The 13,960-nt window shown below is 64.7% G+C and carries 12 protein-coding genes; 5 read left to right on the top strand and 7 right to left on the bottom strand.

Features of this window, described 5'->3' with window-relative positions; all coding sequences use genetic code 11:
* Window positions 1-138 precede the first annotated feature (138 nt).
* The gene (locus QX041_RS04085; RefSeq protein WP_315749560.1) at window positions 139-1,374 is read right to left on the bottom strand and encodes an acyl-CoA dehydrogenase family protein; all 1,236 of its coding nucleotides are present in this window, start codon (window positions 1,372-1,374) and stop codon (window positions 139-141) included.
* A gap of 231 nt (window positions 1,375-1,605) precedes the next feature.
* Here QX041_RS04085 and QX041_RS04080 point away from each other — a divergent pair, with 231 nt between their 5' ends.
* Together QX041_RS04080 and QX041_RS04075 are read left to right on the top strand one after the other, a co-directional pair.
* Window positions 1,606-2,268: a TetR/AcrR family transcriptional regulator gene (locus QX041_RS04080; protein ID WP_316164536.1), complete on the top strand. Its 663-nt coding sequence runs from the start codon at window positions 1,606-1,608 to the stop codon at window positions 2,266-2,268.
* 51 nt (window positions 2,269-2,319) lie between these two features.
* Window positions 2,320-2,553, top strand: coding sequence for a hypothetical protein (locus tag QX041_RS04075; RefSeq protein ID WP_316164535.1), 234 nt, complete (start codon window positions 2,320-2,322; stop codon window positions 2,551-2,553).
* A gap of 268 nt (window positions 2,554-2,821) precedes the next feature.
* Here QX041_RS04075 and QX041_RS04070 read toward each other — a convergent pair whose 3' ends face one another.
* Window positions 2,822-4,048, bottom strand: a complete 1,227-nt coding sequence (locus QX041_RS04070; RefSeq protein ID WP_316164534.1) for a CaiB/BaiF CoA-transferase family protein — start codon at window positions 4,046-4,048, stop codon at window positions 2,822-2,824.
* 346 nt (window positions 4,049-4,394) lie between these two features.
* Between QX041_RS04070 and QX041_RS04065 the strand changes: the two genes are divergently transcribed.
* Window positions 4,395-4,961, top strand: coding sequence for a hypothetical protein (locus QX041_RS04065; RefSeq protein ID WP_316164533.1), 567 nt, complete (start codon window positions 4,395-4,397; stop codon window positions 4,959-4,961).
* Between the two features lie 108 nt (window positions 4,962-5,069).
* On the opposite strand, the gene QX041_RS04060 is transcribed toward QX041_RS04065, so the two are convergent.
* On the bottom strand, window positions 5,070-5,810 hold the full coding sequence (locus QX041_RS04060) for an NUDIX hydrolase (protein ID WP_316164532.1): 741 nt from the start codon (window positions 5,808-5,810) through the stop codon (window positions 5,070-5,072).
* 107 nt (window positions 5,811-5,917) lie between these two features.
* On the opposite strand from QX041_RS04060, the gene QX041_RS04055 reads away from it, so the two are divergent.
* Window positions 5,918-6,955, top strand: coding sequence for an SPFH domain-containing protein (locus QX041_RS04055; protein ID WP_316164531.1), 1,038 nt, complete (start codon window positions 5,918-5,920; stop codon window positions 6,953-6,955).
* Complete coding sequence (locus QX041_RS04050; protein ID WP_316164530.1) at window positions 6,942-7,874, top strand: sugar kinase; 933 nt, start codon at window positions 6,942-6,944, stop codon at window positions 7,872-7,874. Before QX041_RS04055 ends, QX041_RS04050 begins: the two co-directional genes overlap by 14 nt.
* A 323-nt stretch (window positions 7,875-8,197) precedes the next feature.
* Here QX041_RS04050 and QX041_RS04045 read toward each other — a convergent pair whose 3' ends face one another.
* The 4 genes from QX041_RS04045 to QX041_RS04030 form a co-directional block, all read right to left on the bottom strand.
* Window positions 8,198-10,159, bottom strand: a complete 1,962-nt coding sequence (locus QX041_RS04045; protein ID WP_316164529.1) for an alpha amylase C-terminal domain-containing protein — start codon at window positions 10,157-10,159, stop codon at window positions 8,198-8,200.
* 20 nt (window positions 10,160-10,179) lie between these two features.
* Window positions 10,180-10,551, bottom strand: coding sequence for a tRNA-binding protein (locus QX041_RS04040; RefSeq protein WP_316164528.1), 372 nt, complete (start codon window positions 10,549-10,551; stop codon window positions 10,180-10,182).
* A gap of 505 nt (window positions 10,552-11,056) precedes the next feature.
* On the bottom strand, window positions 11,057-12,049 hold the full coding sequence (locus QX041_RS04035) for an AraC family transcriptional regulator (RefSeq protein WP_316164527.1): 993 nt from the start codon (window positions 12,047-12,049) through the stop codon (window positions 11,057-11,059).
* Between the two features lie 441 nt (window positions 12,050-12,490).
* The gene (locus QX041_RS04030) at window positions 12,491-13,465 is read right to left on the bottom strand and encodes an AraC family transcriptional regulator (protein ID WP_316164526.1); all 975 of its coding nucleotides are present in this window, start codon (window positions 13,463-13,465) and stop codon (window positions 12,491-12,493) included.
* Between the last annotated feature and the right edge of the window lie 495 nt (window positions 13,466-13,960).

The following is a 13,960-nucleotide window of genomic DNA, read 5'->3' as shown; positions in this document are numbered from 1 at the left end:
GCTCGGCATTAGAATTCGTAGGGTGGGCAAAGCGAAGCGTGCCCACCCTGTTGGCTTGAACTCGAAAGTGGGTGGGCACGCATCCGCCCCCGCGCTCTGCGCGGCGACGGACGCTTTGCCCACCCTAGAAGTCGACGCTCAATGCCGCGGCTCGTTGGCGTATTTCTTCATCTCGAGCCGGGCAATGGCGCGGTTGTGCACCTCGTCCGGGCCGTCGGCAAGACGGAGCGTGCGGATGTTGGCGTAGTCCTTGGCGAGACCCGCATCATCCGACACGCCGGCGCCGCCGAACGCCTGGATGGCGTCGTCGATGATCTTCAGCGCCATGTTGGGGGCAGCGACCTTGATCATCGCGATCTCGCCCTGGGCGGTCTTGTTGCCGACCTTGTCCATCATGTCGGCCGCCTTGAGGCACAACAGCCGGCACATCTCGATGTTGGTCCGGGCCTCGCCGATGCGCTGCTCCCACACCGAATGCTCGATGATCTTCTTGCCGAAGGCCTGGCGCGTCATCAGCCGGCGCACCATCTTCTCCAGCGACTCCTCGGCCTTGCCGATGGTGCGCATGCAGTGATGGATGCGGCCCGGACCGAGACGGCCCTGCGCGATCTCGAAGCCGCGGCCCTCGCCGAGCAGAATGTTTTCCGCCGGAACGCGGACGTTCTCGAGCAGCACCTGAGCGTGGCCGTGCGGCGCGTCGTCGAAGCCGAACACCGGCAGCATCTTCTCGACCTTGATGCCGGGGGTGTCGAGCGGCACCAGGATCTGCGACTGCTGCTGATGCTTGGCGGCCGACGGATCGGTCTTGCCCATCAGGATCGCAATCTTGCAGCGGGGATCGCCGACGCCCGACGACCACCATTTGCGGCCGTTGATGACGTAATGATCGCCGTCACGCACGATCCGCGTCTCGATGTTGGTGGCATCCGACGAGGCCACGGCCGGCTCCGTCATCAGGAAGGCCGAGCGGATCTCGCCGTCCATCAGCGGGCGCAACCATTTGCGCTTCTGCTCCTTGGTGCCGTAGCGGATGAACACTTCCATGTTGCCGGTGTCGGGCGCCGAGCAGTTGAACACCTCGGACGCCCAGGAGATGCGGCCCATCTCCTCGGACAGCAGCGCATATTCGAGATTGGTGAGGCCGGCGCCGCGGAACTCGTCGTCCTCATGCGGCGACGGCGGCATGAACATGTTCCACAGGCCTTCCGCCTTCGCCTTGGCCTTGAGGTCCTCCAGGATCGGGATCACCTTCCAGCGGTCGCCCTCGGCGTCCTGCTGCTTGTAGATCGGCACCGCCGGGCGGACATGCTTGGTCATGAAGCTGCGCACGCGCTCCAGCCATTCCTGCTGCTTCGCCGACATCGTGAAGTCCATGGGACTCTCCTTGGGTGTTTCCTCTGAAACTTTGGCCGCAGTGTCGGCCCGCCCACGGCGTCCGTGCAAGTGTGATCTTGCGCGACACGACCGCGCGAACCGTCGCTGCAGCGCCGAAATGTCGCCCCACGGAAGAACCGTGATTGACATTGCGGCCGTCTCAAACAATAGTTTCATACAATTGTTTGAAACGCAACTCCCCACCCCGCTTCATCGTTCGGGAGGACGAGCATGGCGACCGACCAGACCCGGACTGCGATCCTGATCGCCGCCGAGCGGCTCTATGCCGAACGCGGCTTCTCCGACGTGACCTTGCGCGACATCGTGGCGGAGGCGAACGTCAATCTCGCCGCGGTGAACTATCATTTCGGCTCCAAGGACGAGCTGATCGCCGAACTGTTCGTGACCCGCTCGATCGCGCTCAACCGCGAGCGCCTGCGCGAATTGCGTGAAGCCGAGGATGCGGGCGGCGGTCGCGCCGACATCTCCGACATCCTGCGCGCCCTCGTGGGCCCGATCCTGCGCGGCTGTCTTGGCCCTGAGAACCAACGCTCGGCGGTGGCGCAGTTCATGATCCGCGCCTCGATCGAATCGGTGCCGCCAATTCGCCGCATCAAGACCAAGGAAATCGACCATTTGCGCAAATTCGCCGGCGCGATGCAGCGCGCCCTGCCCGACAGCTCCGAGGTCGATCTGTTCTGGGGCCTGCATTTTGCGCTCGCCATGGCGCATCACACCATCCGCGAGAGCGAGCGCCTCACCAAGCTCTCCGACGGCCGATGCGACCTCGACGATGTCGAGGATGTGATCGCGCGGGTGGTGCGCGGCGCCGTGCTCGGCTTGACCACGCGCGATCAGGCGGCAAAGTCGAAGGCCAGGATTGCAGCGCGCTGAGCGCCGATCGCCACAGATGACGTCGCCACCAATGACAATGGAACTCGCCCGATGACGGTCCGTTCGCGATTGATCCTGGCCGCTGCGGCCAGTGCGCTCGCCATGATGATGGCGAGCGAGCCGGCGCTGGCGCGCGGCGCCGCCGCCAGCATCATGAACTCGCCCGGCTATCAGCGCCGCTTGCAGGAATCCCGGCAGCAGCTCGGCGCGCCGCCGCCCTTCGTCGCAGAGCCGCGCTACTACCGGCCCAAGGCGAAGCGGCACCGTCGCCACCACGTCCACTGAGCCGTTGAGTGGGCAGAGCGGCCGCCGCAAGGCGGCCGCGTGCCTGCCCGCAAGCGTCCGCTCATCCGGGCTATGCGCGGAAGCCCGGCTGTCTCCCCGTCATGCGAGCGCAGCGAAGCAATCCAGAGTGGTGGGCGGGACCCTGGATTGCTTCGCTGCGCTCGCAATGACGCAGAGAGGGCGTGGACTCCGATGCGCAGCACGACATGCGGGACGATCGGCGCGTCGCGAGCCCCGCAATGACGGGAGAGAACGGCCGCCGCAGCAGCTACACCACGCCCTGTTGCTTGAGCGCCGCGATCTTCGCTTCATCATAGCCGAGCCCCGACAGCATGTCCTGCGTATGCTCGCCGAGCAGCGGCGGCGCGCGATACTCGGTGATCGGGGTACCGGAGAAGGTCAGCGCGTTGCGGATCAGGGACAGATGCGGCTCGAACGGGTGTTCGACCTTCACCTCCATGCCGCGCGAGCGGACATGCGGATCGGCGAACACGTGGGCGAAGTCGTTGACCGGCCCGCACGGCACGCCCGCCTTCTCCAGTTCCTCCAGCCAATGCGCGACCGAGTTCTTCAGGAACAGGCCGGCAAAGATCGCCATGATCTCCTTGCCGTTGACGACGCGGTCGTTGTTCCTGACGAATTTCGGGTCGGTCGCCAGTTCTGGCGCCCCTAACACCGCGCAGGTGCGCGCGAACTGCGCGTCGTTGCCGACCACCAGCATCAGTTCGCCGTCGGTGCAGCGGAACACGCCGGCCGGCATGCCGCCATTGCCCCAGGTGCCGCGGCGCGGCGGCGACTTGCCGTTGATCAGGAAGATCTGGGCATAGTGCGACAGCGAGGCAATCACGGTGTCGAACAGGCAGACGTCGATGTGCTGGCCACCACCGCCATTGACGTCGCGGTGATACAGCGCCGAGAGGATGCCGATCGAGGTGTTCATGCCGGTCATGTAGTCGACGATCGAGGGACCGACCTTCATCGGCCCCGCCCCCGGTTCGCCGTCCATGTGGCCGGTCACGCTCATCAGCCCGCCCATGGCCTGGAAGATCGCATCGTAGCCCGCCCGCGGTGCATACGGCCCGGTCTGGCCGAAGCCGGTGACCGAGCAATAGATCACCTCGGGATTGACGGCGCGGATCGCCTCATAGTCCAGGCCATAGCGCTTGAGATCGCCGACCTTGTAGTTCTCCATGAACACGTCGCAATCCCTCGCGAGCGCGCGGATGATCTCCTGCCCCTCCGGCGAGGCGATGTTGACCGTGACGGACTTCTTGTTGCGGTTGGCGCAGATGTAGAAGGAATTGTTGTTGTTGGCCTTGCCATCGGGGTCCCTGAGGTAGGGCGGACCGAACGCGCGCGCATCGTCGCCGGTGCCGGGCCGCTCGATCTTGATCACCTCGGCGCCGAGATCGGCCAGCATCTGCGCGGACAGCGGTCCGGCCAGCACGCGGGTCAGATCGAGAATCTTGATGCCAGAAAGCGGCAGGGCCGACATGGAGTTCCTCCGGGAGCTTTATTCCTTGTGGCGGACATCCCGAGCGAGAGCCCCGCCTGTCACCCGCGGATACACCATTTCCCGCGCCGGAGCACTGCGCTGGCGGCATGCCGCCTTGCCGTGGACCGTCGCCTGGATGACCGCAGCGACATCCGGGGTCTCCACCGGCGCTCGTGCCGAAGCCGGATGTCGCTCCGCTCATCCGGGCTACGCAGCCGTGCTGACTTTCTTGCTTCGTTTTGTGTGCAGCCTGCGGCGGGACACATCCAGAAACACGGAACAAGGGGCTGTTAAGCGTTCCGGTCGCACCTGGACGCAGGTTTGATGTCGCACCCCGGAGCACGCCATGACGTCGATCTCTGCATCCTCCATGAGCGGATATTCGCCGCTCGACCTGCTCAAGCAGGAACTCACCAAGGAAGTCTCGGCCGGCAAGGTCAGCTCCGCCGACCAGACTGCGCTGTCCTCGGCGCTCGACGACATCGATTCCGCATTGCAGAGCGGCAGCTCGTCGTCATCGTCGAGCTCCAGCGCGCCGCCGTCGCCCAAGGAGATGCAGTCGAAGATCGACGACCTCATCCAGAGCGAGGTCGACAGCGGCAAGCTGACCTCGGACCAGGCGACCGAGCTGAAGAACGTATTCGCCAACGCCTTCTCCGGCGGTCCGGGCGGCTCGGGTGGCGCCGGCGGTCCGCCGCCGGCCCCGCCGAGCGATGAGTCCAGCACCGACACCACGTCGAGCACCTCCTCCTCGTCGTCTTCATCGTCCTCGTCCCAGGTCGAGGAGCTGTTGAAGAAGCTGCTCGAGGCGCTGCAGAGCTCGAACAACAGCAAGACCTCCTCCTACAGCGCCAGCGGCACGAGTTCGTCGAGCTCGACCAGCAAGTCGCTGGTGGTGGACTTCTCGGCCTGATGCGGCCGTCTCGCCTTGGTTGCCCCGGATGAGCGGAGCGACATCCGGGTTCGCCGCCGCACCTGATGAGAACCCGCATATCGCTGCGCGCATGCGGGCTACGGAGATTCACTCCGGCGCATTGAACGTCCGCGCGAAATACACCGGCACGGCCGCCGCCTTCAGGCGATAGAGCTGCGCCGGCCGGTTTGGCCCCTTGCGCATCTTAGCGATCGGCTCGATGAGGTCGGCCGAGAGCATGCGGGTGCGAAAGGCGCTCTTTTCCAGCGGACGATCGAGCACGATCTCGTAAGTCCGCTGCAGCTCGGGCAAGGTGAACTCCTCCGGCATCAGATAGGCCGGCAGCGAGGTGTACTCGACCTTGTTGCGCAGCCGCCGCACGGCGGCCTGCAGGATCTCGGCATGATCGAACGCGAGATTCGGCTTCACACTCATGCCCACGAGCGGAAACCATTGCGCATCGGCCGCGAGCGCGGCCTCCGCCGCTGACGCCGGGATCAGCGCAAAATACGCGTGCGTCGCCGACCAGCCGCGCGGATCACGGTGCGCACTGCCCCAGCTGCCGAGCTGCTCCAGATAGGTGCTGATGACGCCGGTCTTCTCGGCAAGCTTGCGCCGCGCGCAGGCTTCGAGATCGCGATCCTTGTCGACATCGACGAAACCGCCCGGGAGCGCAAACGCGTCCGGGAACGGCTCTCCCTCGCCGTGGCCGCGCCGCACCAGCAGCACATGCAGCGCCTCCAGCCGGATCGTGAAGATGACGATGTCCACCGTGGTCAGCGGCCGCGGAAAATCCAGTCCGCCCGCTCTCGCAGCCGCTCCGCCGCCCCGCCCCTGCCGTGCTGCCATACCGTCCGCCCCCGAATTTGTCCCTTGACACTAGCATACTTAGTTGTACTGTCCAACTTACTAAGTTGGCGTGACACACTTATGCCATTGAACGTCAGGAGGCCGCCATGTTCGGCTTACGCTTCATCAAGGCCCAACCCACCACCTATCTCCTCAAGTACCGCGCCGGCAGCGTGGTCGAGGAAGGTGCCGGGCTCTCCACCTTCTATTACGGGCCCGCCACTTCCCTGGTCGCGATCCCCATCGGCAGCCGCGACGCCGCCTTCATCTTCCAGCAGATCGCCCGCGACTTTCAGACGCTGACGATCCAGGGCCAGGTGACCTACCGCATCGGCGAGCCGAGGAAGGCGGCGGCGATGCTCAACTTCACGCTCAAGCGCGACGGCAAGACCTACGAGTCCGATGACCCGGAGGAGCTGTCGCAGCGCGTGCTCGGCGCGGTCGAGGTGCTGGCGCAGCAGGCGGTCAAGGACATGACCCTGAAGGAAGCGCTGCGCGCCTCCGACCGCATCGCCGAGACGATTGCGGCCGGATTGAAGCGGCGCGCCGACATCGAGGCGCTGGGACTGGAGATCCTCGGCGTCGCCGTGCGCGCGGTGAAGCCGACGCCGGAGACCGCCAAGGCGCTGGAGGCCGAGGCGCGCGAGGCGATCCTGAGGACCGCGGACGAAGCCATCTTCGCGCGGCGCAATTTCGCCGTCGAGCGCGAGCGGGCGATCCGCGAGAGCGAGCTCGACACGGAGATCGCGGTCGAGCAGAAGAAGCGCTTGATCCGCGAGACGCAGATGGATGCGGAGGCCAGCGTCGCCGCGAAGAAGAACGAGCTGCGCGAGGCCGGCATGGTCGCCGATATCGGGCTGGAGGCGAAGCGGAAGGATTTCGTGTCGCTGAATGCGGCGAACACCCGCACCTTGGCGGATGCCGAAGCCTATCGCGTCGGCGCGCTGATGAAGATCTTCGAGGGCGTCGACACCCGCGTGATCCAGGCGCTGGCCGCCACCGGCATGCAACCGGGCCAGTTGATCGCGCAGGCGTTCTCGGGCCTCGCCGAAAAGGCCGAGAAGATCGGCCAGCTGAACGTCTCGCCGGAGCTCCTGAACAGCCTGATGCAGAAGCCCGCGGAGGCCGCCCGTGTCCGGCAATGACCGCAAGGTGGTGCTGGTTGTCAGGAGAACGCGGCTCGAGGAGCTGATCACCAGATTCCTCACCGCGGACCAGGCCCGCTTCTATGTCGAGCATCTCGGCGCCGACTTCTCCGACTACGAACGCGAGCACGCGGCCTACCAGGCCGCGCGCTTGACCAGCGTCCAGACGCTGGAGCGCTGGGGCCGCTACCAGATCGTCGACCGCGGCTTCCTGCCGAACTTCATCTTCGGCCCCGCCGACATCGTCGCGGCGCTCGGCCCCGACGGGCTCGTCGCCAACACCATGAAATATCTCGACGGCCAGCCGCTGCTCGGCCTGAACCCGGACGCGGCCCGGCATGACGGCGTGCTGCTGCCGTTCGCGCCGGCCGATCTCGCGAGCCTGCTGCCGGAGGTTGCTGCCGACCGGCGCGCGGCCAAGACGGTGACCATGGCGCGCGCGAGCCTCGCCGACGGCCAGGTGCTCCATGCGGTCAACGACCTCTTCATCGGCGCGCGCACGCATGTCTCGGCCCGCTACGAGATCGCGACCCGCGAGCATCAGGAGCGGCAGTCCTCCAGCGGCCTGATCGTCGCGACCGGACTCGGCTCGACTGCGTGGTTCAAGAGCATCGTCACCGGCGCGCTGGCGATCGCCGGCAACTTCGGCAGCCCCACGACGGGCGGCGACTACACCGCCCTGCCCTGGGACGCCCGGAGCTTGCGCTTTGCCGTGCGCGAGCCGTTCCCGAGCAAGACGTCACAGACATCCCTGGTCTGCGGAGGGCTGAACGGCGCCGAAACACTGCGCCTGCGCTCGCTGATGCCCGAGAACGGCGTCATTTTCTCCGACGGCATCGAGGCGGATCACCTCGATTTCAATGCGGGGACAGAAGCGGTGATCGGGATCGCGGAGCGACAGGGCCGGCTGATCGTGTAGTCCGATTCAGCAGGTCGATCTGCTCATGGCACGCCCCGCTCTCACCACGTCATTGCGAGCGCAGCGATGCAATCCAGAGTCCCTCCGCAGAGAAAGTCTGGATTGCTTCGCCGCGCTCGCAATGACGGAGGAAAGACCAAGCGTTCATCTTCCACAGGTCGTCGCTGCGGGCGCGCTGCCGTAGGGTGGGCAAAGCGGCCGCCGAAGGCGGCGGCGTGCCCACCTTCCATCCGCGAACGCATCAGCAAAGATGGTGGGCACGGCGCCATGACGATCTCGATCGTGGACAGAGTGCGGATGCGCCTTGGCCCACCCTACGGCCGTCACGCCCGCGCAAACACCAGTACGCCATTCGCGGGGATCGTCACCATCGCCGAGCACGGCTGGCCGTGCAGCGGCGGGCCGCCTGCGGTGACCGAGCCATTGTTACCAACCACATCCGGATTGACCCAGTTGTCATAGACGTCGCTGTTGAATACCTCCTTCCACTGCCCCGCTGCCGGAAAGCCGATAGCGTAGTCGCGCCATGGCGTCTCGCTGAGGCTGACGATCACCATCACGTCGTCGCCCTGGCCGTCCCAGCGGTGGAAGGCGAGCACGCGGTTGCCGTCATGGACGTGGACGATGGCGCATCCCTCCGCGGTCAGCGCCGGATGGGTGCGGCGGATCGCGATCAGCTCGCGCGTGAAGCGCACCGCATCAGCGGTGATCTTGTCCTCGCCGTCGAGCAGCGCCCAACTGATCGTCGTGTCGGGGTTCGGCGTGTCGCTCCATGGTTTGCCCTCGAACAGTTCCTGGCCCATGAACAGCATCGGGATGCCCGGCGCGGTCAGCAACAGGCCCGTGGCGACGCGGCTGCGGCTGCGCGCATACCAGCAGCGGCTGTCGACGGGATCGGCGAGGCGCGGGATGCGCGGCTCGCGGCCGGCATAGACGATGTCGTGGTTCTCGATCGAGTTGACCGCGCGCCAGCGCTTGTCCAGGCTGAGATCGGCGATCGCCGCGGCGATCGGCTGCATCGGGACGATGGCGCCGGCGCCGCCGGCCGCGCTCGCGACGGCGCCGCGCACCGCGAGCCGCAATCCATCGCTCCAGGTCGCATCGAAGCCGGCGCCGCCATGCGCGATGTCCCTCACCACCCACGGGTTCACCGGCCAGTATTCCGCGATCTGGATTGCATCCGGCTTCTCCGCGCGCAGCGCTTCGGTGAGCTGCTGGCAGGTCGCCCAGCCGCCGAAGCGGTCCATCACGCTGACCTCGTCGAAACGCAGGCCGTCGGCGTGATACTCGCGATAGAACATCACGGCGTTGTCGACGAGATACCGCCGCACGTCGGCGTTCCAGTAGGCGAACACCTGGCCGCCCGCCCAGCCCTGATCGGTGAAATACAGGCTGCGATTGGGATCGCCATAGGCCTGACGGTCGAAGAACCAGATGCTGCTCTCGTCAAAACCGCCGCCGGCGTGGTTGTAGACGACGTCGAACAGCACGGCGATGCCATGGACATGACAGACGTCGATCAGCGCGCGGAGCTGGTCGTCGCAGTGACGCACCACGCCGATATCGGCGTAAGGTGTCGCGCCGGCTGCGACGAGGATCTCGTTGGTGCGTTTGAAGTAGGCCGCGAGATGCGCGTCTTCTGCCTCCCCGTACTCGGTCTCCGGGCTGAACAGGTCGGTGCCGTTGTAACCCATGCTGAACATGGTCGGGAATTCCTGCACCGGCAGCAGCTCGATCGCGTTGACGCCGAGCTTCGCCAGATGCGGCACGCGCTCGATCACGTCGAAGAAGCAGCCGTCGGGATTGCCCGCCTTCATGTCGAAGGTGCCGACATGGAGCTGATAGATCACGAGCTCGTTGTTGGGCGGCGGCGTGTAGTCGGTGTCGTGCCAGGGAAAGGCGTGCGGATTGCGCAGCACCGAATGCGCCTGCGGAAACGGCGGATCGACCGTAAGCAGCCGTGCATGCGGATCGCGCTTGTAGCCGGAGCTGCCTTCACCCTCGACGAAGTACATATAGGCGTCGCCGTCCTTCAGAGACGGCACGAAGATCGCCCAATGGCCGTTGCCGATCGGCGCCAGCCGGCAGCTCGCGTCCTGCGCCCAGTCGTTGAACGGGCCGGAGACGTAGACCGCCTTGGCATGCGGCGCGAACACGCGGAAGGTGGCGCCGCCGGTCACCAGGGTGCCGCCCATGGGAGCCTGGAGAAGATGCATCTGCCTGAGCGAAATCCTGAGGCCTTCGGGGAACGGCGGCAGCGTAACAGGTTCGAGCAGCATATCCATGGCGGTCGGCTCTCCGCGCGTCAGAACAGCCGCGCGCCGTTCGGCACGCGCTTGTCGGGCTGGAACAGCACGACGTTGCCCTGTTCATCGGGAAAGCCGAGCGTCAGCACCTCGGACATGAACTTGCCGATCTGGCGCGGCGGGAAGTTGACGACGCCGGCCACCTGGCGGCCGACCAGGGTGGCCGGATCGTAGAGCGTGGCGATCTGGGCGCTGGAGCGCCTGGTGCCGATGCCGGGCCCGAAATCGATGGTCAGCTTCAGCGACGGTTTGCGCGCCTCCGGATAGGGCTCGGCCGCGACGATGGTGCCGACGCGGATGTCGACGGCCAGGAACTGGTCGAAGCTGATCCCTGCTGCCGCCGGCGCTGTGGGATCATGGGCAAGATGCATGGCGGCCTCATCGAACGCGCGACCGCGCGGGAGGGCTTGCGGCGCCGACGCGGTCTGGGCCGGAATCTTTAATCGCCATAAGGTCTCCTGACAATGCACCCGCCCGGCGACGGCACGGCATATGGACGATTGGCTGTATTGGTGTGGCAGGCCGGTCGCAGGCTGCGAAGCCTTCAATCGCAGGCTGGGCAAGCGGGGGGTTGCCGCTGCCCCGCATCGCCGAGCGGGAGGTGCGTGAATCGCCATGGCATGTCGCTAGCGGCGAATGGTCGCGTGCACGCCTTGACCCGCCCTGCAGCATGTCCGCCGCCGAGCGCATGACTATGACACGTCGCCCGTAATGTCGCAGTTCGGTCGCTTTGCCTCCAGACGCAGCACGGTGGCCCAGCCTGGCTGCGAATACTGGACATCATCAGCAAGCTTCGCCGGGCACAACCTGCCCACCGCGCGTTGCTGGCCCCGGCGCTCTTTGGAATGGTCCTGGCTGGCGCCTCTGTCAGGCGAGCTAGGCGGCTCGCCGCGAGCGCGACAGAGTGTCGGATGGAAGCTCACCGAACATCTCGCGATAGTCTCTTGCGAAGTGTCCGAGATTTCCGAAGCCGCAATTGAAGGCGACTGCAGAGACGGAGGTGCGCTGATCTACCCCCGAGAGCATCTGTTTTGCCTGTCGCAATCGCACCGTTTTTGCAAACGTCGTCGGAGAGTATCCGCGGCTTTTTTTAAACGCCGCATACAGCGCGCGGATGCTGACGCCTGTCTGCGATGCCAGCTCCTCGATCGTGATGGCGCGCCCACAAGAGGCCTCGATATACTCTTCGGTCAGCCGAACGATCCGCGGCGCGACGTCCTTTTCGTCTCTCTCCAACAGCTCGCTGAAATTGTGGCGGTGAGCCGACAGGAAGGAAACGATGAGAGCCTGCTCCAGTTCGGCCAGCACCGCGCGTGGCAGCTCTGTAGCCGTCGCATCCAGCTGATGAGCGAGGAACATCGTCAGATCGCGCAAAACCAGAGCGTTCGGCTGCACCGCAGCCGCCATGGGATCGAACCTGAGGACGCCAGCCGGCTTTGCGCCCAGGAGCGTCGTCAACGACCTTTCCAGCGCCCCCGTACTTATTCGAAGAATGAGCTGCGCATAACCTGGCTCGAACACAATCCTGATCGGTTCACCCGGCGGAATTATACAGGCCTGCCGCTCAGTTATCGCGATCGCCGTGCGATTTAGAACGGTCAAAGCTCTGCCTTTGAGGCCAATTTGCAGGCGCGCGAAGTCGCCCTCCGGGAACTTAACGACCGACGTTCCCCCGTCATATGAACAAAAGCCAAGGCCGATATTCGCAAGCCGAAGGTAGTTGCCCACCCCCAGGAAGCCATCTGGCTTGGTGACTGTGAAGCCAGTTGCCCCGTAGACGGTACGCAACGCGTGCTCCATCGCCTCCGGATCGTCTGTACGAATGACGGGAGCGCGGCTCAGCAGGCTTACGGATTGATCTAGGTTCATCGGAAGATGGTACCTCGGTTTGACCGAACTGATACTCCGGGAAAACACCGGTCAGCGGCGAGGTGTCGCAGTTCCATCTTCTTCATCGACGCGCTTCAATTTCCTTCCAGATTACTACTTGGCCTCATCTCATGAGGTCTGCGCTGGACGATGCGGCAACCCTCCCGCCTACCCCCGAGAGAATATCCGCCATGAAGTTGAAGCTCGCTACGCGTATATCCAGCAGCGACGTCAGGTGAACGTGACCCGAACAAGTTGAAAAGCGCGGCGCTTTCTACGAGACGAGAATATTCGAAAGACCTGACCCGCTTCTTGGCGCCTCGCCGCAGTCGGACGGCGTCATCATGATTGGCTCTCAGCTTGAGTTGGCGACCCGCGCTTTGCTTCGCCGCTGCCCAAGCGCTATTGGGACTGGCCTGACCGACGCTTCTGTAAGGCGAGCTAGGCGGCTCGTCGCGAGCGCAACAGAGTTTCGGATGGAAGCTCACCGAACATCTCGCGATAGTCTCTTGCGAAGTGTCCGAGATTTCCGAAGCCGCAATTGTAGGCGACTGCAGAGACGGAGGTGCGCTGATCTGCCCCCGAGAGCATCTGCTTTGCCCGTCGCAATCGCACCGTTTTCGCAAACGCCATCGGCGAGTATCCGCGGCTCTTCTTGAACGCAGTATAGAGCGCGCGGATGCTGACGCCTGTCTGCGACGCCAGCGCCTCGATCGTGATGGCGCGGTCCCAAGAGGCCTCGATATACTCCTCGGCCAGCCGGACGATCCGCGGCACGACATCCTTTTCGGCTCTCTCCAACAGCTCGCTGAAATTGTGGCGGTGAGCCGACAGGAAGGAAACGATGAGAGCCTGCTCCAGTTCGGCCAGCACCGCGCGCGGCAGCTCTGTCGCCGTCGCATCCAGCTGATGAGCGAGGAACATCGCCAGATCGCGCAAGACCAGAGCGTTCGGCTGCACCGCAGCCGCTATGGGATCAAACTTGAGGACACCGGCTGGCTTTGCACCGAGCAGCGTCGTCAATGTCTGCTCCAACGCCCTCGCGCTTATTCGAAGAATGAGCTGCTCATAACCTGGCTCGAACACAATCCTGTTGGGTTCGCCAGGCGCAACTATGCAGGACTGCCGCTCGGTTATCGCGATCGCCGTGCGATTCAGAACGGTCAAAGCGCTGCCTTTGAGGCCAATTTGCAGCCGCGCGTAGTCGCTTTCCGGGAACTTGACGACCGCCCTCGCCCCGCCATAGGCACAAAAGCCAAGGCCGATATTCGCAAGCTGAAGGTAGTTGCCCACCCCCTGGAAGCCATCTGCCTTGGTGACTGCGAAGCCAGTTGCCCCGTAGACCGTACGCAACGCGTGCTCCATCGCCTCCGGATCGTCCGTACGAATGACGGGAGCCCGGCTCAATAGGCTCACGGATCGGTCCAAGTTCATCGGTCTGTCCTCGCTCACGGCTCGCTTGAATACTGAAGAGTACGTCCTCCGGACTGATCCAAGTCAACTCCGCGAAACTCCCGTCACGCGGGAGGCGGCCAGGCGCCGCAGCTCGATCATGTTCCCGACTTCTCACATGTTAACTTGAGCAGGTAACTGGCTAGTGTTGCGGCTAATTCTGAGCAACGTTTGCAGAGTTTGGACTTGAGAATAACTTCAAAATCGCCGCGCGACGCGCTTCAATCTCGTTGAGATGAGCAGGCAGCAGGTTCTGTAGAGTGCGACCGGAAGAGAGGAGATGAACGTGGCGGCACGGGAACCGGCATCCCGGCGAAGTGGAACTCATGAGTTCCGTGCTGGACGAGGCGGTGATCCCCTGCCCAAGGCCGGGCAAAACTCCACCACGAAATCAAGACTCGCTAAGCGCATCCTCGCAGCGACAGACAGGGTTGAACGTGACCGAGCGAGCCGAGACCC

It is taken from the genome of Bradyrhizobium sp. SZCCHNRI2009, from assembly GCF_032485115.1.
Lineage (GTDB): Bacteria > Pseudomonadota > Alphaproteobacteria > Rhizobiales > Xanthobacteraceae > Bradyrhizobium.
Note: the sequence above shows the minus strand (reverse complement) of the source record. Positions and strands in the feature narration are given on the sequence as shown.

What these genes read in the sequence shown, in the direction of transcription:
- QX041_RS04085 (WP_315749560.1), bottom strand. Translation starts at nt 1,374, where the DNA reads ATGGACTTCACGATGTCGGCGAAGCAGCAGGAATGGCTGGAGCGCGTG.
- QX041_RS04080 (WP_316164536.1), top strand. Translation starts at nt 1,606, where the DNA reads ATGGCGACCGACCAGACCCGGACTGCGATCCTGATCGCCGCCGAGCGG.
- QX041_RS04075 (WP_316164535.1), top strand. Translation starts at nt 2,320, where the DNA reads ATGACGGTCCGTTCGCGATTGATCCTGGCCGCTGCGGCCAGTGCGCTC.
- QX041_RS04070 (WP_316164534.1), bottom strand. Translation starts at nt 4,048, where the DNA reads ATGTCGGCCCTGCCGCTTTCTGGCATCAAGATTCTCGATCTGACCCGC.
- QX041_RS04065 (WP_316164533.1), top strand. Translation starts at nt 4,395, where the DNA reads ATGACGTCGATCTCTGCATCCTCCATGAGCGGATATTCGCCGCTCGAC.
- QX041_RS04060 (WP_316164532.1), bottom strand. Translation starts at nt 5,810, where the DNA reads ATGGCAGCACGGCAGGGGCGGGGCGGCGGAGCGGCTGCGAGAGCGGGC.
- QX041_RS04055 (WP_316164531.1), top strand. Translation starts at nt 5,918, where the DNA reads ATGTTCGGCTTACGCTTCATCAAGGCCCAACCCACCACCTATCTCCTC.
- QX041_RS04045 (WP_316164529.1), bottom strand. Translation starts at nt 10,159, where the DNA reads ATGGATATGCTGCTCGAACCTGTTACGCTGCCGCCGTTCCCCGAAGGC.
- QX041_RS04040 (WP_316164528.1), bottom strand. Translation starts at nt 10,551, where the DNA reads ATGCATCTTGCCCATGATCCCACAGCGCCGGCGGCAGCAGGGATCAGC.
- QX041_RS04035 (WP_316164527.1), bottom strand. Translation starts at nt 12,049, where the DNA reads ATGAACCTAGATCAATCCGTAAGCCTGCTGAGCCGCGCTCCCGTCATT.